Here is a 22,409-nt window from a genome sequence, read left to right as displayed (position 1 = left end):
GTACCATGCGTCCCCCTCGCTCCTACACGTCTCCTTCAGGCGCAGTGCCGGCCCAGCGCCCACGCCACATGCTCGCGCACCAGCTCCGACGGGAACTCCTGTCGTGCCCGCAGCGCCTCGATCACCGGGATGGTCGATGGCGCATTGCCCAATCCCACGGCCAGGTTGCGCAGCCAGCGCTCGTAGCCCGCTCGTCGCAATGGCGAACCCTCGGTGCGGCTGAGGAATTCCTCTTCCGTCCACAGGAACAGCTCCGCCAGCGCGGCGTTGTCCAGGCTGTGGCGCGGTTGGAAGTCGCCCTGGTCGGTGGCGCGGGCGAAACGGTTCCACGGGCAGACCATCTGGCAGTCATCGCAGCCGAATACACGGTTGCCGATCAGCGGGCGCAGGTCTTCGGGGATCGGGCCCTTCAATTCGATGGTCAGGTAGGAAATACAGCGCCGTGCATCCAGCACATAGGGCGCCACGAAAGCGGCGGTGGGGCAGATGTCCATGCAGGCCGAGCAGCGCCCGCAGTGCTCCGTGCCGTGCGGCTCATCCACCGGCAGCGGCAGGTCGGTGAACAGCTCGCCGAGGAAGAAGTAGCTGCCGGCCTTGCGGTTCAGCACCAAGGTGTTCTTGCCGATCCACCCCAGACCCGATTGCTCGGCGATGGCCTTCTCCAGCACCGGTGCGCTGTCGACGAAGGCGCGGAAGCCGAACGGTCCGACCTGCTGCTGGATGCGTTCGGCCAGTTGCTGCAGACGCTTGCGGATCAGCTTGTGGTAATCGCGGCCCAGGGCATAGCGCGAGACATAGGCCCTCTCCGGATCGCCCAGGACCTGCGCCATACGGGTGTCGCCGGGCAGGTAGTCCATGCGCAGCGATACGACCCGTAGCGTGCCGGGAACCAGTTCGTCGGGCCGCCAGCGCTTGCTGCCATGGGCGCCCATGTAGTCCATCTCGCCGTGGTAGCCCGCATCCAGCCAGCGCTGCAGGTGGGTGCCGTGTTCCTCGAGGTCGAGCCCGCTGATGCCGACCTGCTGGAAGCCGAGTTCGCGCCCCCAGTCCTTGATGGAGCGGGCGAGGTCGGCGTAGTCGAGCGTTGAATCGTGCATGGAAGGCGGGAAACCGAAGTCCGGGTGCGTATAATTCTGCCAGACCTGGCCGGCGTCGGCCCGTCCGTACGCCAATAGCCGCTCAAAATCTGCTGCGCGTCGGCAGAGCTGCGTTAAAAACAGACTCGGAATGCTCATTTACAGCAGTAAACTGCGCTCCCTCGTCTGTTTTTGCCTTGCTCTGCTCTAGCTCGCGAGCTTTTGAACAGGCGCTCAGGCGACACATTCTGCCGCCCGGAACAGCGATGACTGCCCACGACGATCTGCCCCTGAATCTGTACAGCGCCCAGCAGGTGCGCGACCTCGATGCGCGCCTGATCGCGGCCGGCACGCCCGGCTTCGAGCTGATGCGCCGCGCCGCCCATGCCGCCTGGCGCGCCCTGCGTCGCCAGTGGCCGGATGCCGGCGAGGTTACCGTGCTGGCCGGCCACGGCAACAATGCCGGCGACGGCTACCTGATCGCCGCTCTGGCCCTGCGCGCCGGCTGGCGCGTACGCGTGCTGGCAGTGGGCGATGCCTCTCGCCTCTCTGGCGATGCCGCCTCGGCCCATGGCGAGGCGCGCGCGGTCGGCGTGGATGTCCAGGCCTGGAGCGACCGCGCCGAACTGCGAGGTGTGCTGGTGGATGCGCTGCTGGGCACCGGCCTCGGCGGCGAGGTGCGCGAGCCCTATGCCTCGGCCATCGCGGCGATCAACGCCAGCGGCCTGCCGGTCCTGGCCGTGGACATCCCTTCCGGCCTCAGCGCCGATACCGGACAAGTGCTGGGCTGCGCGGTGAACGCCGATCTGACGGTGACCTTCATTGGCCTCAAGCTTGGCCTGTTTACTGCTCAGGGGCCCGACCAGTGCGGCGAGCTGGTATTCGACGGGCTCGATGCCGATCCTGCGCTGCTTCCCGAAAGCAGCCTGGCGCGCCGGCTCGCTGCAGCTTCCCTGCCCTGCCTCGCAGCGCGCCCCAAGGCTGCGCACAAGGGCCTGTTCGGCCATGCGCTGGTGATCGGCGGCGACACCGGCATGGGCGGCGCCGTTCTGCTGGCGGCGGAGAGCGCGCTACGCTGCGGCGCCGGGCTGGTTTCCCTGGCGACCCGTGCAGTCCACGTGCCCGCTGCGCTGGCTCGTCGCCCCGAACTGATGGCACGCGGCGTCTCCTCTTCCGCAGAGCTGCTGCGCCTCGCCGAGCGGGCCGATGTGCTGGTGGTCGGCCCTGGCGTCGGTCGTGACGCCTGGGGGCGCGTACTGGTCAGCGCCGCAGCGAGCCTGGAGCGCCGACAGGTGTGGGACGCCGATGCGCTCAATCTGCTGGCCGAAGAGCGGGTGGCCCGCCCGTCCGGCGACTGGGTGATCACTCCCCATCCCGCCGAAGCGGCGCGCCTGCTGGGAATCTCCACCGCGGAGGTTCAGGCGGATCGCCCCAAGGCTGCTCTCGCACTGGCGCAACGCTATCAGGCGGTGGCCGTGCTCAAGGGCGTCGGCAGCCTGATCGCGTCCCCGGATGGCCGGCTCGCGCTGTGCGATCACGGTCATCCAGCCATGGCGGGCGCCGGGCTGGGTGACGTGCTTTCCGGCATCCTCGGTGCGCTGCTGGCGCAGGGGTTGCCTGCATTCGATGCCGCTTGCCTGGCGGTCTGGCTGCACGCGCGCGCCGGCGAGTCGCTCGGCGCGCAAGGTCGCGGCCTGGCCGCCGCCGATCTGATTCCTGCCGTTCGTCAGCTGCTCGAGGAGTTGTGCCCATGCCTGAACTGAATCTGTTCGCCGATGGCGAAGAGGCCATGGTCGATCTTGGTCGGCGGATCGCCGAGGCGACCGGCGGGCGCGGAGTGATCTATCTGCATGGCGACCTGGGGGCGGGCAAGACCACGCTGTCGCGCGGCATCCTGCGGGGATTGGGCCACGGTGGAGCGGTCAAGAGTCCGACCTTCACCCTGGTCGAGCCCTACGAAATCGGCGATCTGCGCGCCTTCCACTTCGATCTCTATCGCCTTGCCGATCCGGAGGAACTGGAGTTCCTCGGCATCCGCGACTACTTCGAGGGCGATGCGTTGTGCCTGATCGAGTGGGCGGAGCGTGGCAAAGGCATTTTGCCAAAGGCCGACATGGACATTACCATTGTTCCGCATGCGGGCGGACGCATGCTGCGCCTCGACCCGCACGGAACACGGGGCGAAGCCTGGTGTGCCGCCCTGGCCACGGGAGCATAGAAAAAAGATGGGTTGGGGGTTGCGCCTTCGGGCGTTGTTTATCGGGGTGTCCGTTCTGCTGGCATTCGTTGCCGGTGAGGTTTCTGCCGCCACGCAAATCAAGAGCGTGCGCATCTGGCGCGCGCCGGACAACACGCGTCTGGTGTTCGATCTGTCCGGCCCTGTGCAGCACAGTCTGTTCACCCTGAGCGCGCCCAACCGTATCGTCGTCGACATCAACGGCGCACAGATGTCCGCCGCCCTCGACAAGCTCAAACTCGGCAATACCCCGATCACCGCGATGCGCTCCGCCCAGCGCTCGCCCACCGACCTGCGCCTGGTGCTGGACCTGAAGAACCAGGTCACGCCCAAGAGCTTCGTGCTGCCGCCGAACCAGCAGTACGGCAACCGCCTCGTCGTCGACCTCTATGACCAGGGCGCCGACATTGCCCCGGACGTCCCGGCGACCCCGACCCCCAGCGTGCCCGCCACGCCGGTCAGCCCCGCCCAGTCGGTGGCCAAGATTCCCGCGCCCAGCAGTGGCGGCAAGCGTGACGTGGTGATCGCCATCGACGCCGGTCACGGCGGTGAAGACCCTGGTGCCCTCGGCCCGAATGGTCTGCACGAGAAGAACATCACGCTGTCGATCGCCCGCGAACTGCAGCGGCAGATCAACCAGATGAAAGGCTTCCGCGCCGAACTGACGCGCACCGGCGACTACTTCATCCCACTGCGCAACCGCACCGTGATCGCCCGCAAGAAGGGCGCGGACCTGTTCGTTTCGATCCACGCCGACGCCGCGCCCAGCCGCAGCGCCTTCGGTGCCTCGGTATTCGCCCTGTCCGACCGTGGCGCTACCTCCGAGACCGCGCGCTGGCTGGCCGACACGGAAAACCGCTCCGACCTCATCGGCGGCGACGGCGGCGTGAACCTCGACGACAAGGACAAGATGCTCGCCGGCGTGCTGCTCGACCTGTCGATGACCGCCACCATGTCCTCCAGCCTGGACGTCGGCCACAAGGTGCTGACCAGCGTCGGCCGCGTCACCCCGCTGCACAAGCGCCGTGTGGAGCAGGCCGGCTTCATGGTGCTGAAGTCCCCGGACATCCCGTCGATCCTGGTGGAAACCGGGTTCATCTCCAACCCGAACGAATCGGCCAAGCTCGCCAGCGGCTCGCACCAGCAGGCCCTGGCGCGCTCCATCGCCGCTGGCGTGCGTCAGTACTTCGTGCAGACCCCGCCGCCGGGTACCTACATCGCCTCGCTGCGTGACGGCGGCCAGTTGGCTTCCGGCCCGCGAGAGTATGTCGTGCGCAGTGGCGACAGCCTGGCGATGGTTGCCAGCCGCTTTGACGTCAGCACGGCCTCGATCCGCAGCGCCAATTCGCTCAAGAGCGATGAGCTGAAGATCGGTCAGGTGCTGAAGATCCCGGGCACCTCCCTGGCGTCGCAGCAATGAGTGACGTTCGCCGAATCCAGCTGCTGACTCCGCGGCTGGCGAACCAGATCGCTGCCGGCGAAGTGGTCGAGCGGCCCGCCTCGGTCATCAAGGAACTGCTGGAGAACTGCCTGGACGCCGGTGCCAAGCGCATCGACATCGAGGTCGAACAGGGCGGCGTCAAGCTGCTGCGTGTGCGCGACGATGGCAGCGGCATTCCTGCCGACGACCTGCCTTTGGCACTGGCGCGCCATGCCACCAGCAAGATCCGCGAGCTGGAAGACCTGGAGCGGGTGATGAGCCTGGGCTTCCGCGGCGAGGCGCTGGCTTCGATCAGCTCCGTCTCGCGTCTGACCCTGACCTCCCGCACCGCCGATGCCGAGCAGGCCTGGCAGGTGGAGGTCGAAGGCCGCGACATGGAGTCCACCGTGAAGCCGGCGGCACACCCGGTGGGCACCAGCATCGAGGTGCGCGACCTGTTCTTCAACACCCCGGCGCGACGCAAGTTTCTGCGCGCCGAGAAGACCGAATTCGATCATCTGCAGGAAGTCATCAAGCGTCTGGCGCTGGCGCGCTTCGACGTGGCATTCCATCTGCGCCATAACGGCAAGACCATCCTCTCGCTGCATGAAGCCAAGGACGAAGCTTCCCGCGCCCGCCGCGTCGGCGCCGTGTGCAGCGCTGGTTTCCTTGAACAGGCCCTGCCCATCGAAGTGGAGCGCAACGGCCTGCACCTGTGGGGCTGGGTCGGTCTGCCGACCTTCTCCCGCAGCCAGCCGGACCTGCAGTACTTCTACGTGAACGGCCGCATGGTGCGCGACAAGCTGGTCGCCCACGCCGTACGCCAGGCCTATCGTGACGTGCTGTACAACGGCCGGCATCCGACCTTCGTGCTGTTCTTCGAAGTCGATCCCGCGGTGGTGGACGTCAACGTCCACCCGACCAAGCACGAAGTGCGCTTCCGCGACAGTCGCATGGTCCACGACTTCCTCTACGGCACCCTGCACCGGGCGCTGGCGGAAGTGCGCCCCGACGACCAGTTGGCTCCGCCGGGCGCCACCACCCTGACTACACCGCGCCCCACGGGTACGGAGGCCGGCGAGTTCGGTCCGCAGGGCGAGATGCGCCTGTCCGAGACTGTGCTGGAGGCTCCGGCCGCCGCGCGTGCCTGGCAGCCCAGCCCATCTTCCGGCGGATCCGGTGGCGGTGGCTTCAGCTACCAGCCGACGCGCCCGGAAATACCGCCGATCCAGGAGGCCCAGGGCGCCTACCAGGCCTATTTTGCTCCGCTGCCCGACCAGGCGCCGCAGGCGTTGCCGGAAAGCAGCCAGGATGTGCCGCCGCTGGGCTATGCCCTGGCGCAGCTCAAGGGTATCTACATCCTTTCGGAGAACGCCCACGGCCTGGTGCTGGTGGATATGCACGCGGCCCACGAGCGCATCATGTATGAGCGCCTGAAGACCGCCATGGCCAGCGAAGGCCTGCGTGGTCAGCCGCTGCTGGTGCCTGAATCCATCGCTGTCAGCGAGCGTGAGGCGGACTGCGCGGAGGAGCATGGCAGTTGGTTCTCCAAGCTCGGCTTCGAACTGCAACGGCTCGGTCCGGAGACCCTGGCGATCCGCCAGATTCCCGCGCTGCTCAAGCAGGCCGAGGCCACCCAGTTGGTGCGCGATGTGCTCGCCGACCTGCTGGAGTACGGCACCAGCGACCGTATCCAGGCGCACCTCAACGAGCTGCTCGGCACCATGGCCTGCCACGGCGCCGTGCGCGCCAATCGCCGCCTGACGCTGCCGGAGATGAACGGCCTGCTGCGCGACATGGAAGTGACCGAGCGCAGCGGCCAGTGCAACCACGGCCGGCCGACCTGGACACAACTGGGGCTCGACGAGCTGGACAAGCTGTTCCTGCGCGGACGTTGATTTCCGTAAGGTTGCGTTCAGGAAAGTGCAGTAAACTGCGCGCCAATCGATTCAGCAGTGCGCAATAACGAGTTCCCGATGTCCTTGCCTCCCGCCATTTTCCTCATGGGCCCCACCGCCGCCGGCAAGACCGACCTGGCGCTGGAGCTGGCGCGTCTGCTGCCGGTGGAGCTGATCAGCGTGGACTCGGCGCTGATCTACCGCGACATGGATATCGGCACCGCCAAGCCGCCGCGCGAGGTGCTGGAGGAATTCCCGCACCGACTGATCGATATCCGTGACCCCAGCGAGGCCTATTCGGCAGCGGAGTTCCGCGCCGACGCCCTGGCGGCCATGGCCGAAATCACCGCGGCCGGAAAGATCCCGCTGCTGGTCGGCGGCACCATGTTGTATTTCAAGGCGTTGCTGGAAGGCCTGGCCGATATGCCCAGTGCCGACCCCGTCGTACGTGCCGAACTGGAAGCCTGGGCGGCCGCCGAAGGCTGGAGTGCCCTGCACTCGGAACTCGCCCGCGTCGACCCGGAGTCGGCGGCGCGCATCCACCCCAACGACCCCCAGCGGCTTGTCCGGGCGCTTGAGGTCTTCCGTGTCAGCGGTATGTCCATGACTGCACACCGCCTTCGCCAGGCTAGTGAAAATGCGGGTCTTGGCGCGCAAGGCGGTGGACAATTACCGTATACTGTGGCTCACCTGGCGATTGCGCCTCTGCAGCGCCAGGTGTTGCACGAGCGTATCGCGCAACGTTTTGACCAGATGCTGGAACAGGGCTTCATCGCCGAGGTCGAACGCCTTCGCGCAAGAAGTGACTTGCACGTGGGGCTGCCGTCCATAAGAGCGGTGGGTTACCGACAGGTATGGGATTACCTCGAGGGCAAACTGTCCTACGCTGAGATGGTGGAGCGTGGCGTCATCGCCACGCGGCAGCTGGCCAAGCGCCAGTTCACCTGGCTCCGCAGCTGGAGCGATCTACACTGGTTGGACAGTCAGGCAAGCGACAATTTGCCGCGTGCCTTGAAATACTTTGAGGCGGTCTCCATATAGGCTCGAGACCTTAATTCCGGCCGTCTATCCTTGGGGTTCAGGACGGCGTTAAGCCAAATTCGACTACTACTAAATCAGTATTTTACCCTTACAAGGAGTGCGGCATATGTCAAAAGGGCATTCGCTACAAGACCCTTACCTCAATACCCTGCGCAAAGAACGCGTTCCGGTTTCCATCTACCTGGTCAACGGCATCAAGCTGCAGGGTCAGATCGAATCCTTCGACCAGTTCGTCATCCTGCTGAAGAACACTGTCAGCCAGATGGTCTACAAACACGCTATTTCCACCGTGGTCCCCAGCCGCCCCGTGCGCCTGCCCACCGGTGATCAACCGGCCGAGCCGGGCAACGTTTGACGGGAGTCCGCCTTGTTCTTTGAGCGCCCGGGTGGTGGGGAACGGGCCATTCTGGTCCATCTGGAAGGTCAGGACCCCGAGGCGCGCGAAGACCCGCAGGAATTCCAGGAGCTGGCCCGTTCGGCAGGCGCGGAATCGGTTGCTTTCGTCAGCATTTCGCGCCATCAGCCTTCAGCCAAGTACCTGATCGGCAGCGGCAAGGTCGAAGAATTGCACGACCTCGTCCACGCCGAGAAGGTCGAGCTGATCATCTTCAATCACACCCTCACGCCGAGCCAGGAGCGCAACCTCGAGCGAGCGCTCGAGTGCCGCGTGCTCGATCGTACGGGTCTGATTCTCGATATCTTCGCCCAGCGCGCCCGCACCCACGAGGGCAAGCTGCAGGTGGAGCTCGCCCAGCTGGAACACATGAGCACGCGTTTGGTGCGCGGCTGGACTCACCTTGAGCGCCAGAAAGGTGGTATCGGCCTGCGTGGCCCGGGTGAAACCCAGCTGGAAACCGACCGCCGCCTGCTGCGTGGGCGTATCCGGCAGATCAAGTCGCGCCTGGAAAAGGTTCGCAGCCAGCGCGAGCAGGCCCGTCGTGGCCGCCGCCGTGCGGAGATTCCGGCGGTGTCCCTGGTGGGTTACACCAACGCCGGCAAGTCCACGCTGTTCAATGCGCTAACCACATCCGAGGTCTACGCGGCCGACCAGTTGTTCGCCACTCTCGACCCGACCTTGCGCCGTCTGGAACTCGATGACGTTGGGCCGATCGTGCTGGCTGACACCGTAGGCTTCATTCGCCACCTGCCGCACAAGCTGGTGGAGGCGTTTCGGGCTACCTTGGAAGAGTCCAGCAACTCCGACCTGCTGCTGCATGTGATCGACTCCCACGAGCCGGATCGCGATGCGCAGATCGAGCAGGTGCTGGCAGTGCTCAAGGAGATCGGCGCGAACGAGTTGCCGATGCTCGAGGTGTACAACAAGATCGACCTGTTGCCGGACCTGCAGCCGATGATCCAGCGCGACGAGTTGGGTAAGCCGGTCCGTGTCTGGCTGTCGGCGCGTGAATCGCGTGGGCTGGAATTGCTCGAGCAGGCGATTTCCGAGTTGCTGGGGGAGGACATGTTCGTGGGAACGCTCTGCCTGCCGCAGCGCCTGGGACGACTTCGGGCTCAGTTCTTCGAGCTGGGTGCGGTACAGTCTGAGAATCACGACGAACAAGGACGCGCCGTTTTGCAGGTCCGCCTGCCGCGTGTCGAGTTGAACCGCATGGTGAGCCGCGAAGGCTGGCAGCCGTCGGAGTTCATTGCGCAACACACTTTGCAATAAAGCCCGGCACACTGTTTTTGGCAGGGTAATGGGCATTCGGTAGCATAGGTGGGCGCGCCGTAGGCGCGTTTTCGCGTTATCAGATGGAGAGCGCTATGGCTTGGAATGAGCCGGGTGACAACTCGAACAAGAACGACCAGGACCCCTGGGGTGGACGCCGTGGTGGTGGTCGCCAGGGCCCGCCTGATCTGGATGAGGCCTTCCGCAAGCTGCAAGACAGCCTGAATGGAATTTTCGGCAAACCCAAGCGCGGCAGTGGTTCGGGCGGTGGCGGCAGTGGTCGGGGCGGTAGCCTCGGTCTGTTCGGTATCGGCTTGGCTATCCTCGCCGTGCTGTGGCTGTACAACGCCATTTACGTCGTGGATGAGCAGGAGCAGGCGGTGATCCTGCGCTTTGGTCAGTACCACGACACCGTGGGCCCCGGCCTGAACATCTACTTCCCGCCGATCGACAAGAAGTTCCAGGAGAACGTCACCCGCGAGCGTGCCTACAGCAAGCAGGGTCAGATGCTCACCGAAGACGAGAACATCGTCGAGGTTCCGCTGACCGTGCAGTACAAGGTCAGCAACCTGAAGGACTTCGTGCTCAACGTCGACCAGCCGGAAGTGAGCCTGCAGCACGCCACCGAAAGCGCCCTGCGTCACGTGGCCGGCTCCACCACCATGGACAAGATCCTCACCGAGGGCCGCGAACAGATGGCCACCGAGGTGCGTGATCGCCTGCAGCGTTTCCTCGATACCTACAAGACCGGTATCACGGTGACCCAGGTGAACATCCAGAGCGCCGCCGCGCCGCGTGAAGTACAGGAAGCGTTCGACGACGTGATCCGTGCCCGCGAGGACGAGCAGCGCGAGAAGAACCAGGCCGAAGCCTACGCCAACGGCGTGGTGCCCGAAGCCCGTGGCCAGGCCCAGCGCATCATCGAGGAAGCCAACGGCTACCGCGATGAAGTGGTTTCCCGCGCCCAGGGTGAGGCAGACCGCTTCACCAAGTTGGCCAGTGAGTATCACAAGGCTCCGGAAGTCACCCGTCAGCGTCTGTACCTGGACTCCATGCAGGATGTCCTGAGCCAGACCAGCAAGGTGCTGGTCACCGGCCAGCAAGGTCAGAACAACCTGATCTACCTGCCGCTGGACAAGATGATGGATGGCCGTGGTTCGGCAGCTCCGAGCACCGCGCCCAGCGCGAGCAGCAGCACGCCGGATATCGGTTCGCGGGTCGCCAGCGACCTGCAGCAGCGTGACACGCGTACCCGGGAGAGCCGCTGATGAGTAACAAGTCCCTGATCGCCCTCATCGCGGGTGTGGTGGTTGCTGTTGCCGTCTGGAGCAGCGTCTACGTGGTGCAACAGACCGAGCGCGCCGTCATGCTGCGCTTCGGTCGCGTGGTCGAGCCGGACGTGAAGCCCGGTCTGCACTTCAAGATTCCGTACGTCAACACGGTGCGCAAGTTCGATGGCCGCCTGCTGACCCTGGACTCGCCGACCCAGCGCTTCCTGACGCTGGAGAAGAAAGCGGTGATGGTCGACGCCTACGCCAAGTGGCGCGTCTCCGATGCCGAGCGCTTCTACACCGCGACTTCCGGCATGAAGCAGATTGCCGACGAGCGTCTGTCCCGTCGTCTGGAAGCCGGCCTGCGCGACCAGTTCGGCAAGCGCACCCTGCACGAAGTCGTGTCGGGGGAGCGTGATGCGCTGATGGGTGACATCACTGCGTCGCTGAACCGCATGGCGCAGAAGGAGTTGGGTATCGAAGTGGTCGACGTTCGCGTCAAGGCCATCGACCTGCCCAAGGAAGTGAACCGCAGCGTGTTCGAGCGCATGAGCACCGAGCGTGAGCGGGAAGCCCGCGAGCACCGCGCCAAGGGTCGCGAACTGGCCGAAGGTATCCGTGCGGATGCCGACCGTCAGCGTCGTGTGCTGCTGGCCGAGGCCTATCGCGAATCGGAAGAAACCCGTGGTGACGGCGATGCCAAGGCGTCGGCGATCTACGCCAAGGCCTACTCTGCCGATCCGGAGTTCTACGCCTTCACCCGCAGCCTCAAGGCTTATCGCGAGAGCTTTGCGGACAAAAAGGACGTGCTGGTGCTCGATCCGAGCAGCGAGTTCTTCCGCTATCTGGAAAAAGCTAAACCGTAAGTCAAAGTCTCCGGCGGGCGGCAGCGCCCGTCGGAGAAATCGTGTTATCATGGGTCAGCCGGGAAATCCCGGCTTTTTTGCGTCCGCGAGAATGATGTACGAGAGCCATGTGGCAGGAATTCGGCAAGGCGTTCTGTCTGTTGCTGGTGCTGGAAGGCATCCTTCCATTCCTGTACCCGCGTGGTTGGCGCGACGCCGTGAGCGGGCTCGGGCGCCTTGGCGACCGCAGTCTGAGACTCATCGGGCTGGGCAGCATGCTGTTCGGCACCGTCCTTCTTTACTGCATTCATTGAAGTGCCGCCCGGCCTAAAAAAGGAGAGAGGCGACATGGCAACGGTAGACCGCTGGCTGCTGCCAGATGGGATCGAAGAAGTGCTGCCACCGGAGGCGGCTCGCGTTGAAGCAGCCCGCCGTCAGGTGCTGGACCTGTTCCAGCGCTGGGGTTACGAGTTTGTCGTCACCCCGCATATCGAATACCTGGAATCCCTGCTGACCGGTGCCGGCCAGGATCTGGATCTGCGTACCTTCAAGGTCACCGATCCGGCGTCCGGCCGTCTGATGGGCTTCCGTGCGGACATCACGCCGCAAGTGGCACGCATGGACGCCCACAGCCTGCGTCGCGAAGGGCCGAACCGCCTGTGCTACGCCGGCAGCGTGCTGCATGCCCGCCCGCGTGCGCTGGCGACTTCGCGCAGCCCGATCCAGCTGGGTGCCGAGCTTTACGGCAATACCGGCTCGGCGGGTGACGTCGAAGTCATCAGTCTGCTGCTCGACATGCTCGAGATGGCCCAGGTGCCGGACGTGCACATGGACCTCGGTCATGTCGGCATCTACCGTGGCCTGGCCCAGGCTGCCGGGCTGTCCGGCGAAGTCGAGCAACTGCTGTTCGACGCCTTGCAGCGCAAGGCCGTGGATGAAATCGCGGCGCTGACCGAAGGCCTGCCGGGCGATCTCGCCGGCATGCTGCGTGCGTTGGCTGAGTTGTGTGGTGGCCGCGAGGTGCTGAGCCAGGCGCGTGAAGTGCTTGCCGGGGCTCCGGCTCCGGTGCAGACCGCGCTGGCGGACATTACGGCTATTGCCGACTCGCTGGCTGCGCGCTTCCCGCAGCTGCCGCTTTATTTCGACCTCGGCGAGTTGCGTGGCTATCACTATCACACGGGCGTGGTGTTTGCTGCGTTCGTGCCTGGGGTTGGCGAGTCCATCGCCCAGGGCGGTCGTTACGACGACATCGGCGCTGATTTCGGCCGTGCCCGTCCGGCGACCGGTTTTTCCACCGACCTCAAGACCCTGGTCACTCTCGGTCGCGCCCAGCTCGACGAGCCGCGCACCGGAGTCTGGGCGCCGGCCGATGGCGCCGGCTTGTGGCAGGCGGTGCAGCAGCTGCGCCGTCAGGGCGTGCGCGTGGTACAGGCGCTGCCCGGGCAGGATGCGGCTTCGGCTACCGAAGCGGGCTGCGACCGGCAACTGCTGGTTCGCGATGGCAATTGGCAGGTGGCCGCGCTCTGAGGCGCGTCACTCGAGTTTCTGCCGGCCGCGGCCGGCACCGAACATCCACGATGGGGACAAGTTTATGGGTAAGAATGTCGTAGTCCTGGGCACCCAGTGGGGTGATGAGGGCAAAGGCAAGATCGTCGACCTGCTGACCGACCAGGCTGCTGCCGTGGTGCGTTACCAGGGCGGCCACAATGCCGGTCATACCCTGGTGGTCGCTGGCGAGAAGACTGTGCTGCACCTGATTCCGTCGGGCATCCTGCGCGAAGGCGTGCAGTGCCTGATCGGCAACGGCGTGGTGCTGGCGCCCGACGCGCTGATGCGCGAGATCGCCAAGCTGGAAGAGAAGGGCGTACCGGTGCGCGAGCGCCTGCGCATCAGCCCGTCCTGCCCGCTGATCCTGTCCTTCCACGTGGCCCTGGACCAGGCCCGCGAGAAGGCCCGTGGCGACGCCAAGATCGGCACCACCGGTCGCGGCATCGGCCCGGCGTACGAAGACAAAGTGGCCCGTCGTGGTCTGCGCGTGGGCGATCTGTTCCACCGCGAGCGCTTCGCTGCCAAGCTGGGCGAGCTGCTGGACTACCACAACTTCGTCCTGCAGAACTATTACAAGGAACCGGCCGTCGACTTCCAGAAGACTCTGGACGAGTGCATGGCCTACGCCGAAGAACTGCGTCCGCTGATGGCCGACGTGACCTCGACCCTGCACGACCTGCGCCGTGCCGATGAGAACATCATGTTCGAAGGCGCCCAGGGTTCGCTGCTGGACATCGACCACGGTACCTATCCGTTCGTCACCAGCTCCAACACCACGGCCGGCGGCACCGCCACCGGTTCGGGCTTTGGTCCGCTGTTCCTGGATTACATCCTGGGGATCACCAAGGCCTACACTACTCGCGTGGGTTCCGGCCCGTTCCCGACCGAGCTGTTCGATGAAGTCGGCGCCCGCCTGGCCAAGGTCGGTCACGAGTTCGGCGCCACCACCGGGCGTGCCCGTCGTTGCGGCTGGTTCGATGCCGTCATACTGCGTCGCGCCATCGAGATCAACAGCCTGTCCGGCCTGTGCCTGACCAAGCTGGACGTCCTCGACGGCCTGGAAACCGTGCGCATCTGCACCGGCTACCAGAATGCCGCCGGCGAACTGCTGACCGATGCGCCGACCGATGCCGACAGCTACATCGGCCTGCAGCCGGTCTACGAAGACCTGCCGGGCTGGAGCGAGTCGACCGTGGGCGTACAGAGCCTGGAAGGCCTGCCGGCCAATGCGCGCGCGTACATCAAGCGCATCGAGGAGCTGGTTGGCGCGCCCATCGACATCATCTCCACCGGCCCGGACCGCGCCGAGACCATCGTCCTGCGTCATCCGTTCGGCTGATCCACACGCTATACCGCGACGGGCCGCTCATGCGGCCCGTTGTCGTTTCTGCCCTCCGTGTTTTGCGGCCCGGCACGCGCTTTGCTGGTGAAATGGATCGGCGCGCCATCTGCGCCAGAGTTCCGTTGCCTCCCGGAGGAAGCCTGCCGTGTCCGCCGTCCTGTCGCTTCTGCGCAGCCGCTTGCTGCGCCCCGCATTCATTGCCTTGGGCATCGCACTGCTGGTGCAACTGGCGATTGCCCTGTGGCTCACTCGCAGCACCGTCGATGGCCTGGTCAGCAATCTGGGGGATCACCTGGGTAAGGAATCGCAACGCCTGGCTGGTGAGCTGGAGCAGGCCGGTCGCGAAGTGACCTCCGGTTTGAATGATCTTTCCGCGCATACCCGCGAGCGCCTGGGCTCGGCGCTCTCCGCGCGGCTGGAAGAAGAGCAGGGCGAGTTGCGCCAGAGCCTGGAACAGAGCCTGCGCCAATCCGCCACCGAATTGGCGCAATTGTTGGCTGCCGTGGCGCCCAAGGCCATGTGGGATAACGACGTGCCGCTGCTCTCCGATTACGCTCGGCGCGCTCAGGCCAATCCCAATGTGCTCTTCGTGGTCTACGACGATCCGCAGGGCCAGCACCTCACCCGTTACCTCAATCGCGAGGATGAGCGGGTCAAGGCGCTGCTGGAAAAAGGCAAGGGTGAGCGGGCGCTGGACAAGGTACTGGAGGCCGCGAGCCACGACAGCTCGGTGTTTCTCGTTGAAGCGCCGATCAGCCCGAATGGCGTGGAAATCGGCAAAGTGCGCCTGGGTGTTTCCACCGATGCGATCGAGAAGCGGATCGCCGCGCTGGATCAGCGCTTCTCTGCCCTGGTCGCCAGTGGTGATCAGTTGGTGGGGGACAGCCTTGCCGGCGCAGCTGCCGACAGCGCCAGGGCGCTGACTGCGCGTCTGCAGTCGGCGAAACAGGCGGCAGACGGCATGAGCCTGGGCGCGAAGACTTCCATCGAGGAGGCCGCGAGTACCCTGCGTTGGCGCATCGGTATGGGCTTGGTGCTGGTGGGTCTTGGTGTGCTGTTGTGCCTGGCAGTCGTGCTCGGTCATCGCGTGGTGAATCGTCTGCGCCTGCTGATCAATGCCTTGAATGACCTGGCGGCGGGTGAGGGTGACCTGACCCGCCGGGTGCGCCTGGATAGTCGTGATGAGCTGGGCGAGATGGCGACAGCGGTGAATCGCTTCGTCGACAAGCTTCAGCCCATCGTGCGGGAGGCCGGGCAGGTTGCTCAGCAGACCGGCAGTGAAATTGCCGCGCTGGCCACTCGCAGTGCCAGTGCCGAGGCGGCAACGGACCGGCAGCGCAATGAGGTCGCCGGCAGCCTAGAGGCGCTCTCCGGGATGGCGGCGGAAGCGGAAATAGAGAGCCGCTCCATGGAGGCGGCCTTGGCTCGGGTCGGAGAGATCCGCAAGGCGGCGCAGGACAATGCAGCCATTGCCCGCAAGGTCGGTGGCCTGATCGAAACCCTGGAGTCCCGTGTGCAGAGCGGCGCCGGTGTGATCGAGCGCCTGGCGCGGCAGAGCGAGCAGATCGAAGTGGTGCTCTCGGTGATCCATGGCATCGCCGAACAGACCAACCTGCTGGCACTGAACGCCGCCATCGAAGCGGCCCGCGCGGGTGAAAGTGGGCGCGGTTTCGCCGTGGTGGCGGACGAGGTGCGAGCGCTGGCGAGCAAGACCCAGCAGTCCACGGGCGATATCCAGTCGCATATCGGTGCGTTGCAGCAGGGTGCACGGGAGGCAGTCTCGGCTATCGGGCAGGCTCGTGAGCAGGCTGTTCAGGGGTTGGCCGCGTTGCAGGATAGCGAACGGCTGCAGCGTGAAGTGCAGAGTGCGGTGGAGGAAGTGCACGGGGCCATCGAGGCGGCGACCCATTCGGCGCAGCAGCAGGCGGTTGGTGCTGCGGCGGTGCGCGGCCGGGTCGAGGTGATCCATGCCGAGGCAAGTCGAGCCGCGGAAGCGGTGAGTGCGACGGCCAGCAGTGGGCGAGTGCTTGATGGGTTGGCCGGTCAGTTGCGCGCCAGCCTGGGGCAGTTCAAGGCGTGATGGTGCGCACGGCCTCGGTGTTTGTGTGGAGGCGAGCGCTGTCCGCGATGGGATCGGGCTCGGCGCGGGGCTGATATCGCCGGCGGAGCCCGCTCCTGCGCCTGGTTTTAATTCTTGGCGAGGCGGAAAGCCGAAAACGAAAAAGCCGAGCAGTGCTCGGCTTTTTCGTTTGAAGATGGTGCCCAGGAGAAGACTCGAACTTCCACGGTGTTGCCACCGCTAGGACCTGAACCTAGTGCGTCTACCAATTCCGCCACCTGGGCATGCTTTTCAGCATGGGGTGCGATGATCGCTCATCGTCTTGCGGTGATGCAACCCTTGGTTGCATCCAGCGGTCTATCGTTCGGTTTCAGGGTTCCGAACCCGCCTGACAAAGCCCGTAAATGACTGACTTTATCCTTGAATAAGTGGTGCCCAGGAGAAGACTCGAACTTCCACGGTGTTGCCACCGCTAGGACCTGAACCTAGTGCGTCTACCAATTCCGCCACCTGGGCACTGGAGTCGATGATTACTCATCGTTTCCGTGTTACAACGTCTGTCTGACGCTGTGGGCGCGAACTATACGGAGAGCGTTTTCGCTTGTAAACCCCTGATGCGATAAAAAATTTATTCTTGCCCGAAGCTGACCGACGAGCGGATTTCGCGCTTCAATAAGCACATGGCGATCCATACCCCTATATATAAGGTGACCGCACTTTAATGGCCGATTGGCAAAACCTCGATCCCGAGGCCGCCCGCGAGGCGGAAAAATACGACAACCCCATCCCCAGCCGTGAACTCATCCTGGCGCACCTCGCCGAGCGCGGCGCTCCCGCGACGCGGGCCCAGTTGCTGGATGAACTTGGCCTCTCCGGCGAAGAGCCGGAAGAAGCGCTGCGCCGCCGACTGCGCGCCATGGAGCGTGACGGCCAGCTCATCTATACCCGCCGTGGCGCCTATGCGCCGGTGGACAAGCTCGACCTGATCCTCGGCCGCATCGCCGGCCACCGCGACGGCTTCGGCTTCCTCATCCCCGATGACGGTAGCGACGACCTGTTCCTCAGCCCGACGCAGATGCGCCTGGTGTTCGACGGTGACCGCGCCTTGGCGCGTGTGTCGGGCTTCGATCGCCGCGGCCGCCGTGAAGGCGCCGTGGTGGAGGTGGTCGAACGCGCCCACGAGACCATCGTCGGCCGCTATTTCGATGAAAGCGGCATCGGCACGGTGGTGGCCGACAACCCGAAGATCCAGCAGGAAGTGCTGATCCCGCCGGGCAAGGCCGGCAAGGCCAAGCACAATCAATTCGTCCAGGTGCGCATCGACGTCTGGCCGAGCGTACATCGCCAGGCCCAGGGCGAAGTGGTGGAAGTGCTCGGCGACTACATGGCGCCGGGCATGGAAATCGAAGTCGCGCTGCGCAGCTACGACATTCCCCACACCTGGCCCGAGGCAGTGGAGAAGGAAGCGGCCAAACTCAAGCCTGAAGTGCTGGAGAAGGATAAAGAGAAGCGCGTCGACCTGCGCGCCCTGCCTTTCGTCACCATCGATGGCGAGGACGCCCGCGACTTCGACGACGCGGTCTACGCCGAAAAGCGCAAAGGTGGTGGCTGGAAGCTGTTCGTCGCCATCGCCGACGTCTCTCATTATGTGAAGGTCGGTTCGGCCCTGGATGAAGAGGCGGCCAAGCGCGGCAACTCGGTGTACTTCCCCGAACGCGTGATTCCGATGCTGCCGGAGATTCTCTCCAACGGCCTGTGCTCCCTGAATCCGCTGGTCGATCGCCTGGCCATGGTCTGCGAGATGAATCTCTCCAAGGCCGGCAAGATGACCGACTACCAGTTCTACGAGGCGGTCATTCATTCCCACGCGCGCCTGACCTACACCAAGGTCAGTCAGTACCTGGAAACCCCGGACAGCCCCGAAGGCCAGCGCCTGAAGGAACAACTGCCGGCGGTGGTGCCGCACCTCAACACGCTTTATGACCTGTACAAGGTCCTGGTCGGTGCGCGCCATGTGCGTGGAGCCATCGATTTCGAGACTCAGGAAACCCGCATCGTCTTCGGTGCGGACCGCAAGATCTCAGAGATTCGTCCGACCCAGCGCAACGACGCACACAAGCTGATCGAGGAATGCATGCTGGCGGCCAACGTCGCCACCGCCAAATTCCTCGAGAAGCACGCGATTCCGGCGCTGTACCGCGTCCACGACGGCCCGCCGCAGGAGAAGCTGAACAACCTGCGCCAGTTCCTCGGCGAGCTGGGGCTGACGCTGTACCGGGGCAAGGGCGATCCGACCCCGGCGGACTACCAGAAGCTGCTGGAGTCCATTCAGGGTCGCCCGGACCTGCAGCTGATCCAGACCGTGATGCTGCGTTCGCTGAGCCAGGCGGTGTACAGCCCGGAGAATGCCGGCCACTTCGGCCTGAACTACGAGGCCTATACCCACTTCACCTCGCCGATCCGTCGCTACCCGGACCTGCTGACCCATCGTGCCATCCGTGGCCTGATCCGCTCCAAGGCGGCTTCCGAACATGTGCAGCGCGTTGGCGCGGCCAGCATGCCCAAGGCGCGAATCTATCCGTACGACGAGGCGCGTCTTGCTCAGCTGGGTGAGCAGTGCTCGATGACCGAGCGCCGCGCTGACGAGGCGACCCGCGACGTCACCAACTGGCTGAAGTGCGAGTTCATGCGCGAGCGCGTGGGCGAGACCTTCCCCGGCGTGATCACCGCAGTGACCGGCTTCGGCATCTTCGTTGAACTGACTGACATCTACGTCGAAGGCCTGGTCCACGTCACCGCGCTGCCGGGCGACTACTACCACTTCGATGCCGTGCATCACCGCCTCGCGGGCGAACGTACTGGCCGCAGCTTCCGCCTGGGTGACGCCGTGGAAGTGGTCGTGGCGCGCGTCGACCTGGATGAGCGCAAGATCGATTTCGAGCTCTCCGACAACGTGCTCAGCGCGCCGATTGGCCGCAAGAAGCGTGGCGAGAAGGCCGAGCCGGTTGCCAAGGGCAAAGTGGCCAAGGGCAAGGCGCCCAAGGGCGCAGTTGCCAGGGAGAAGCCGGCCAAGGCCCGCGCCCAGGTGGCGGATGATCCGTTCTTCGCTCCCGACGTGGCCGTGGTGCCGTCGCACCAGCCGCGCAAGCGCAAGGTTGGCGTGGTCCAGGCGCTGCCGTCGGTGGCGCCGGATATGCTCGCCAAGGCCGAGGAGATGCTCGGCAATACCGATGTGCGCAAGAGCCGCGAAGTGAAGAAAGCGCTGCTCGAAGAGGCCAAGGTCGGCGGTAACAAGCCGGCGACCGGCAAGGGCAAGTCTGCGTCCGCCGCTGGCAAGCCGCGCAATCCGTCGAAGCAGAAGGCCCGGTCCGGCAAGTCAACCAAGCACCGCAAGGGGGCGTCGCAGCCCAAGGCGGGTGCATCGACCGGCACTCCGGCAGGCAAGGGTAAGGCGAAGAAATGAGTCAGTGGGAAAAGGTCTACGGGGTCCATGCCGTAGAAGCGTTGCTGCGCCATCACCCGAAGCGGGTCAAGCAACTGTGGTTGGCCGAAGGTCGGCATGATCCGCGCGTCCAGGCGCTGGTCGAGCTGGCCGGCCAGGTGCGCGTGCCGGTGGGTACGCGCGACCGCAAGGAGCTGGACGAGTGGGCCGAGGGCGTTCACCAGGGTGTGGTCGCCGAGGTCAGCCCGAGTCAGGTGTGGGGCGAAAACATGCTGGAGGAGCTGCTGGAGCGCTCCACCGGTCCCGCACTGCTGCTGGCACTGGATGGCGTGACCGATCCGCACAACCTCGGCGCCTGCCTGCGCACCGCCGATGCGGCGGGCGCGCTGGCGGTGATTGTGCCCAAGGACAAGTCTGCGACCCTCAACGCCACCGTGCGTAAAGTCGCCTGCGGCGCCGCCGAGGTGATCCCGCTGGTCGCCGTGACCAATCTCGCGCGCACCCTGGAGAAGCTTCAGCAGCGCGGGCTGTGGATCGTCGGCACTGCCGGTGAGGCGACCCAGATGCTCTACGAACTCGATCTCACCGGGCCGACCGTGCTGGTGATGGGCGCCGAGGGCAAGGGCATGCGCCGCCTGACCCGCGAGCACTGCGACTACCTGGCCAAGTTGCCGATGCAGGGCAGCGTGAGCAGCCTGAATGTCTCGGTGGCTACCGGTGTGTGCCTGTTCGAGATCGTCCGCCAGCGCCAGATCAAGGCTGGCGCCTGACGTCCCCACGCAAGGCGGCCGGCGCCGCCTTGCGCTGTTCAAAGTTTCACCAGTTTTCCTTGCGCCCCCTGGCACGCTTCTCTAGAATGTCGGCCCTTGCCGTCCTGGCAGGTGCTCGCGCGCCTTCTCTGGTGGCAAGGAAAAAATCATTCACTCCTTGTCTGACCGCTTAGTCGGCAGGCTGCAATCCGTAAGGAGCATTTATGCGTCATTACGAAATCGTGTTCCTGGTTCACCCGGACCAGAGCGAACAAGTCGGTGGCATGGTCGAGCGTTACACCAAGGCCATCGAAGAAGACGGCGGCAAAGTCCACCGTCTGGAAGACTGGGGCCGTCGTCAGCTGGCTTACGCCATCAACAACGTGCACAAGGCTCACTACGTTCTGATGAACGTCGAGTGCACCGCCAAGGCCCTGGCCGAGATGGAAGACAACTTCCGCTACAACGACGCCGTGATCCGTAACATGGTCATCCGTCGCGACGAAGCCGTTACCGGCCAGTCCGAAATGCTGAAGGCCGAAGAGAGCCGCAACGAGCGCCGTGAGCGCCGTGAGCGTCCCGAATCGAACGAGGGCGAGTCCGCTGACGGCGAAGATAGCCGCGACAGCGCTGACGAGTAATCCCGGACCAGTATTGAGGAGCCACACACATGGCACGTTTCTTCCGTCGTCGTAAATTCTGCCGTTTCACCGCTGAAGGCGTGAAAGAGATCGATTACAAAGATCTGAACACCCTGAAGGCCTACGTTTCCGAAACCGGCAAGATCGTTCCGAGCCGTATCACCGGCACCAAAGCCAAGTACCAGCGTCAGCTGGCGACCGCTATCAAGCGCGCCCGTTACCTGGCCCTGCTTCCCTACACCGACAGCCACGGCCGTTGATCGGGCAGTCGACTGGAATTGATGGATAGATCGCATGCGCGCATTGGCTGAATTTGTCATGCGAGGCCGCATGCAGGCGACCCTGGTGGTCGTCGCAGCCGCGGTACTGCAGCCTTTGTTCTGGCTCGGTGCCGCAGCAGGCAGTCTGGTGCTGTTGCGCCGTGGCGCCGGCGATGCCTTTGGCATCCTGGTGTGGGCGCTGCTTCCGGCACTGGCCTGGTGGTACCTGGGTGACCCCAGCGTGAGTCTGGTTCTGGTGGGTAGTGCCGTGCTGGCGCAGGTTCTGCGCAGCAAGGTGTCCTGGAATCAGGTGATGCTGGCGAGCGTTGTGCTCGGTGCGGTGTTCGTGCTGCTGCTCAGCACGGTGTCGGCCGGGTTGGTCGCAGGTCTGGCCGATGCATTCGGCAAGGCACTGCCGCAGGTTCTGGCCGAAGCCAAGCTTTCGCCGGAACAGATGGCCGCCCTGCAGGCGGAGATGGTTCCGACCATCACCGGCCTGATGGCAGCCTCGCTGCAGACGATCAGCCTGTTGTGCCTGATGCTGGCGCGTTATTGGCAAGCAGTACTGTTCAACCCGGAAGGGTTTGGCCGCGAGTTCCGTGCACTGCGTCTGTCGCCGGGCACGGCTGTAGCGCTGCTGGTCGGCGTTGTGGCGCTGCCCTTCGCAGGGCCCGCGGCCACCATGCTGGCGCCGCTGTGCATGATTCCGCTGCTGTTCGCCGGGATCGCACTGGGGCACGGCCTGGCCGCGCTGAAGAAGCTTCCGGGCTTCTGGCTGGCACCGCTGTACCTGCTGGTATTCGTACTGGGCAATGTGATCTGTCTTGTCGCCGTCGTCGACAGTCTGTTTGATTTTCGCGGTCGCCTGGCCAAGCGCCAGAAAGCTGCGAACGGTGAAGGTTAAAAGTTAAG

The 22,409-nt window shown here is 64.9% G+C and carries 19 protein-coding genes and 2 tRNA genes; 18 read left to right on the top strand and 3 right to left on the bottom strand.

The features are described 5' to 3' along the window. Positions 1-35: 35 nt before the first annotated feature. On the bottom strand, positions 36-1,097 hold the full coding sequence (gene queG, locus A9513_RS21780) for a tRNA epoxyqueuosine(34) reductase QueG (RefSeq protein ID WP_065085608.1): 1,062 nt from the start codon (positions 1,095-1,097) through the stop codon (positions 36-38). A gap of 245 nt (positions 1,098-1,342) precedes the next feature. Here queG and A9513_RS21775 point away from each other — a divergent pair, with 245 nt between their 5' ends. The 13 genes from A9513_RS21775 (at position 1,343) to A9513_RS21715 (ending at position 16,426) form a co-directional block, all read left to right on the top strand. Next, the gene (locus A9513_RS21775) at positions 1,343-2,839 is read left to right on the top strand and encodes a bifunctional ADP-dependent NAD(P)H-hydrate dehydratase/NAD(P)H-hydrate epimerase (protein ID WP_065085566.1); all 1,497 of its coding nucleotides are present in this window, start codon (positions 1,343-1,345) and stop codon (positions 2,837-2,839) included. Further along, complete coding sequence (gene tsaE, locus A9513_RS21770) at positions 2,827-3,294, top strand: tRNA (adenosine(37)-N6)-threonylcarbamoyltransferase complex ATPase subunit type 1 TsaE (RefSeq protein WP_037012078.1); 468 nt, start codon at positions 2,827-2,829, stop codon at positions 3,292-3,294. Before A9513_RS21775 ends, tsaE begins: the two co-directional genes overlap by 13 nt. Positions 3,295-3,301: 7 nt before the next feature. Then, on the top strand, positions 3,302-4,732 hold the full coding sequence (amiB, locus tag A9513_RS21765) for an N-acetylmuramoyl-L-alanine amidase AmiB (RefSeq protein WP_083196183.1): 1,431 nt from the start codon (positions 3,302-3,304) through the stop codon (positions 4,730-4,732). Then, on the top strand, positions 4,729-6,630 hold the full coding sequence (gene mutL, locus A9513_RS21760; RefSeq protein ID WP_065085565.1) for a DNA mismatch repair endonuclease MutL: 1,902 nt from the start codon (positions 4,729-4,731) through the stop codon (positions 6,628-6,630). Before amiB ends, mutL begins: the two co-directional genes overlap by 4 nt. A 78-nt stretch (positions 6,631-6,708) precedes the next feature. Continuing rightward, a complete protein-coding gene (gene miaA, locus A9513_RS21755; protein WP_065085564.1) occupies positions 6,709-7,671 on the top strand; it encodes a tRNA (adenosine(37)-N6)-dimethylallyltransferase MiaA in 963 nt (320 codons plus the stop codon). A gap of 106 nt (positions 7,672-7,777) precedes the next feature. Beyond that, positions 7,778-8,026 (top strand): RNA chaperone Hfq, encoded by a 249-nt coding sequence (gene hfq / locus A9513_RS21750; RefSeq protein WP_017520393.1) that lies wholly within the window; start codon positions 7,778-7,780, stop codon positions 8,024-8,026. Positions 8,027-8,038: 12 nt separating this feature from the next. Then, complete coding sequence (hflX, locus tag A9513_RS21745) at positions 8,039-9,340, top strand: ribosome rescue GTPase HflX (protein ID WP_024764326.1); 1,302 nt, start codon at positions 8,039-8,041, stop codon at positions 9,338-9,340. A gap of 95 nt (positions 9,341-9,435) precedes the next feature. Beyond that, positions 9,436-10,608, top strand: coding sequence for an FtsH protease activity modulator HflK (gene hflK / locus A9513_RS21740; RefSeq protein WP_024764327.1), 1,173 nt, complete (start codon positions 9,436-9,438; stop codon positions 10,606-10,608). Next, the gene (hflC, locus tag A9513_RS21735; RefSeq protein ID WP_024764328.1) at positions 10,608-11,477 is read left to right on the top strand and encodes a protease modulator HflC; all 870 of its coding nucleotides are present in this window, start codon (positions 10,608-10,610) and stop codon (positions 11,475-11,477) included. The genes hflK and hflC overlap by 1 nt, the downstream gene beginning before the upstream one ends. A 107-nt stretch (positions 11,478-11,584) precedes the next feature. Further along, positions 11,585-11,770, top strand: a complete 186-nt coding sequence (locus A9513_RS21730; RefSeq protein ID WP_065085563.1) for a DUF2065 domain-containing protein — start codon at positions 11,585-11,587, stop codon at positions 11,768-11,770. Between the two features lie 34 nt (positions 11,771-11,804). Then, positions 11,805-12,983, top strand: coding sequence for an ATP phosphoribosyltransferase regulatory subunit (locus tag A9513_RS21725; RefSeq protein ID WP_065085562.1), 1,179 nt, complete (start codon positions 11,805-11,807; stop codon positions 12,981-12,983). Between the two features lie 64 nt (positions 12,984-13,047). Next, complete coding sequence (locus A9513_RS21720; protein ID WP_038803347.1) at positions 13,048-14,343, top strand: adenylosuccinate synthase; 1,296 nt, start codon at positions 13,048-13,050, stop codon at positions 14,341-14,343. A gap of 148 nt (positions 14,344-14,491) precedes the next feature. After that, complete coding sequence (locus A9513_RS21715) at positions 14,492-16,426, top strand: methyl-accepting chemotaxis protein (RefSeq protein WP_065085561.1); 1,935 nt, start codon at positions 14,492-14,494, stop codon at positions 16,424-16,426. A 176-nt stretch (positions 16,427-16,602) separates the two neighbouring features. Here A9513_RS21715 and A9513_RS21710 read toward each other — a convergent pair. Continuing rightward, positions 16,603-16,689, bottom strand: a tRNA-Leu gene (locus tag A9513_RS21710). A 145-nt stretch (positions 16,690-16,834) separates the two neighbouring features. Beyond that, positions 16,835-16,921 (bottom strand) — tRNA-Leu (locus tag A9513_RS21705). 205 nt (positions 16,922-17,126) lie between these two features. Between A9513_RS21705 and rnr the strand changes: the two genes are divergently transcribed. The 5 genes from rnr (at position 17,127) to A9513_RS21680 (ending at position 22,401) form a co-directional block, all read left to right on the top strand. Next, positions 17,127-19,868, top strand: a complete 2,742-nt coding sequence (gene rnr, locus A9513_RS21700; protein WP_065085560.1) for a ribonuclease R — start codon at positions 17,127-17,129, stop codon at positions 19,866-19,868. Then, the gene (gene rlmB, locus A9513_RS21695) at positions 19,865-20,617 is read left to right on the top strand and encodes a 23S rRNA (guanosine(2251)-2'-O)-methyltransferase RlmB (RefSeq protein WP_037012087.1); all 753 of its coding nucleotides are present in this window, start codon (positions 19,865-19,867) and stop codon (positions 20,615-20,617) included. Before rnr ends, rlmB begins: the two co-directional genes overlap by 4 nt. A 203-nt stretch (positions 20,618-20,820) precedes the next feature. Further along, complete coding sequence (gene rpsF / locus A9513_RS21690) at positions 20,821-21,237, top strand: 30S ribosomal protein S6 (RefSeq protein WP_015479136.1); 417 nt, start codon at positions 20,821-20,823, stop codon at positions 21,235-21,237. 29 nt (positions 21,238-21,266) lie between these two features. Next, positions 21,267-21,497, top strand: a complete 231-nt coding sequence (rpsR, locus tag A9513_RS21685) for a 30S ribosomal protein S18 (RefSeq protein ID WP_003095634.1) — start codon at positions 21,267-21,269, stop codon at positions 21,495-21,497. 34 nt (positions 21,498-21,531) lie between these two features. Beyond that, the gene (locus A9513_RS21680) at positions 21,532-22,401 is read left to right on the top strand and encodes a hypothetical protein (RefSeq protein WP_037012089.1); all 870 of its coding nucleotides are present in this window, start codon (positions 21,532-21,534) and stop codon (positions 22,399-22,401) included. Positions 22,402-22,409 lie beyond the last annotated feature (8 nt).

This window comes from Pseudomonas sp. AU12215, assembly GCF_001675465.2.
Lineage (GTDB): Bacteria > Pseudomonadota > Gammaproteobacteria > Pseudomonadales > Pseudomonadaceae > Pseudomonas > Pseudomonas nitroreducens.
Note: the sequence above shows the minus strand (reverse complement) of the source record. Positions and strands in the feature narration are given on the sequence as shown.

What these genes read in the sequence shown, in the direction of transcription:
- queG (WP_065085608.1), bottom strand. Translation starts at nt 1,097, where the DNA reads ATGCACGATTCAACGCTCGACTACGCCGACCTCGCCCGCTCCATCAAG.
- A9513_RS21730 (WP_065085563.1), top strand. Translation starts at nt 11,585, where the DNA reads ATGTGGCAGGAATTCGGCAAGGCGTTCTGTCTGTTGCTGGTGCTGGAA.
- hflK (WP_024764327.1), top strand. Translation starts at nt 9,436, where the DNA reads ATGGCTTGGAATGAGCCGGGTGACAACTCGAACAAGAACGACCAGGAC.
- rpsF (WP_015479136.1), top strand. Translation starts at nt 20,821, where the DNA reads ATGCGTCATTACGAAATCGTGTTCCTGGTTCACCCGGACCAGAGCGAA.
- A9513_RS21775 (WP_065085566.1), top strand. Translation starts at nt 1,343, where the DNA reads ATGACTGCCCACGACGATCTGCCCCTGAATCTGTACAGCGCCCAGCAG.
- A9513_RS21680 (WP_037012089.1), top strand. Translation starts at nt 21,532, where the DNA reads ATGCGCGCATTGGCTGAATTTGTCATGCGAGGCCGCATGCAGGCGACC.
- hflC (WP_024764328.1), top strand. Translation starts at nt 10,608, where the DNA reads ATGAGTAACAAGTCCCTGATCGCCCTCATCGCGGGTGTGGTGGTTGCT.
- mutL (WP_065085565.1), top strand. Translation starts at nt 4,729, where the DNA reads ATGAGTGACGTTCGCCGAATCCAGCTGCTGACTCCGCGGCTGGCGAAC.
- rpsR (WP_003095634.1), top strand. Translation starts at nt 21,267, where the DNA reads ATGGCACGTTTCTTCCGTCGTCGTAAATTCTGCCGTTTCACCGCTGAA.
- miaA (WP_065085564.1), top strand. Translation starts at nt 6,709, where the DNA reads ATGTCCTTGCCTCCCGCCATTTTCCTCATGGGCCCCACCGCCGCCGGC.
- A9513_RS21720 (WP_038803347.1), top strand. Translation starts at nt 13,048, where the DNA reads ATGGGTAAGAATGTCGTAGTCCTGGGCACCCAGTGGGGTGATGAGGGC.
- rlmB (WP_037012087.1), top strand. Translation starts at nt 19,865, where the DNA reads ATGAGTCAGTGGGAAAAGGTCTACGGGGTCCATGCCGTAGAAGCGTTG.
- A9513_RS21725 (WP_065085562.1), top strand. Translation starts at nt 11,805, where the DNA reads ATGGCAACGGTAGACCGCTGGCTGCTGCCAGATGGGATCGAAGAAGTG.
- hfq (WP_017520393.1), top strand. Translation starts at nt 7,778, where the DNA reads ATGTCAAAAGGGCATTCGCTACAAGACCCTTACCTCAATACCCTGCGC.
- rnr (WP_065085560.1), top strand. Translation starts at nt 17,127, where the DNA reads ATGGCCGATTGGCAAAACCTCGATCCCGAGGCCGCCCGCGAGGCGGAA.
- tsaE (WP_037012078.1), top strand. Translation starts at nt 2,827, where the DNA reads ATGCCTGAACTGAATCTGTTCGCCGATGGCGAAGAGGCCATGGTCGAT.
- amiB (WP_083196183.1), top strand. Translation starts at nt 3,302, where the DNA reads ATGGGTTGGGGGTTGCGCCTTCGGGCGTTGTTTATCGGGGTGTCCGTT.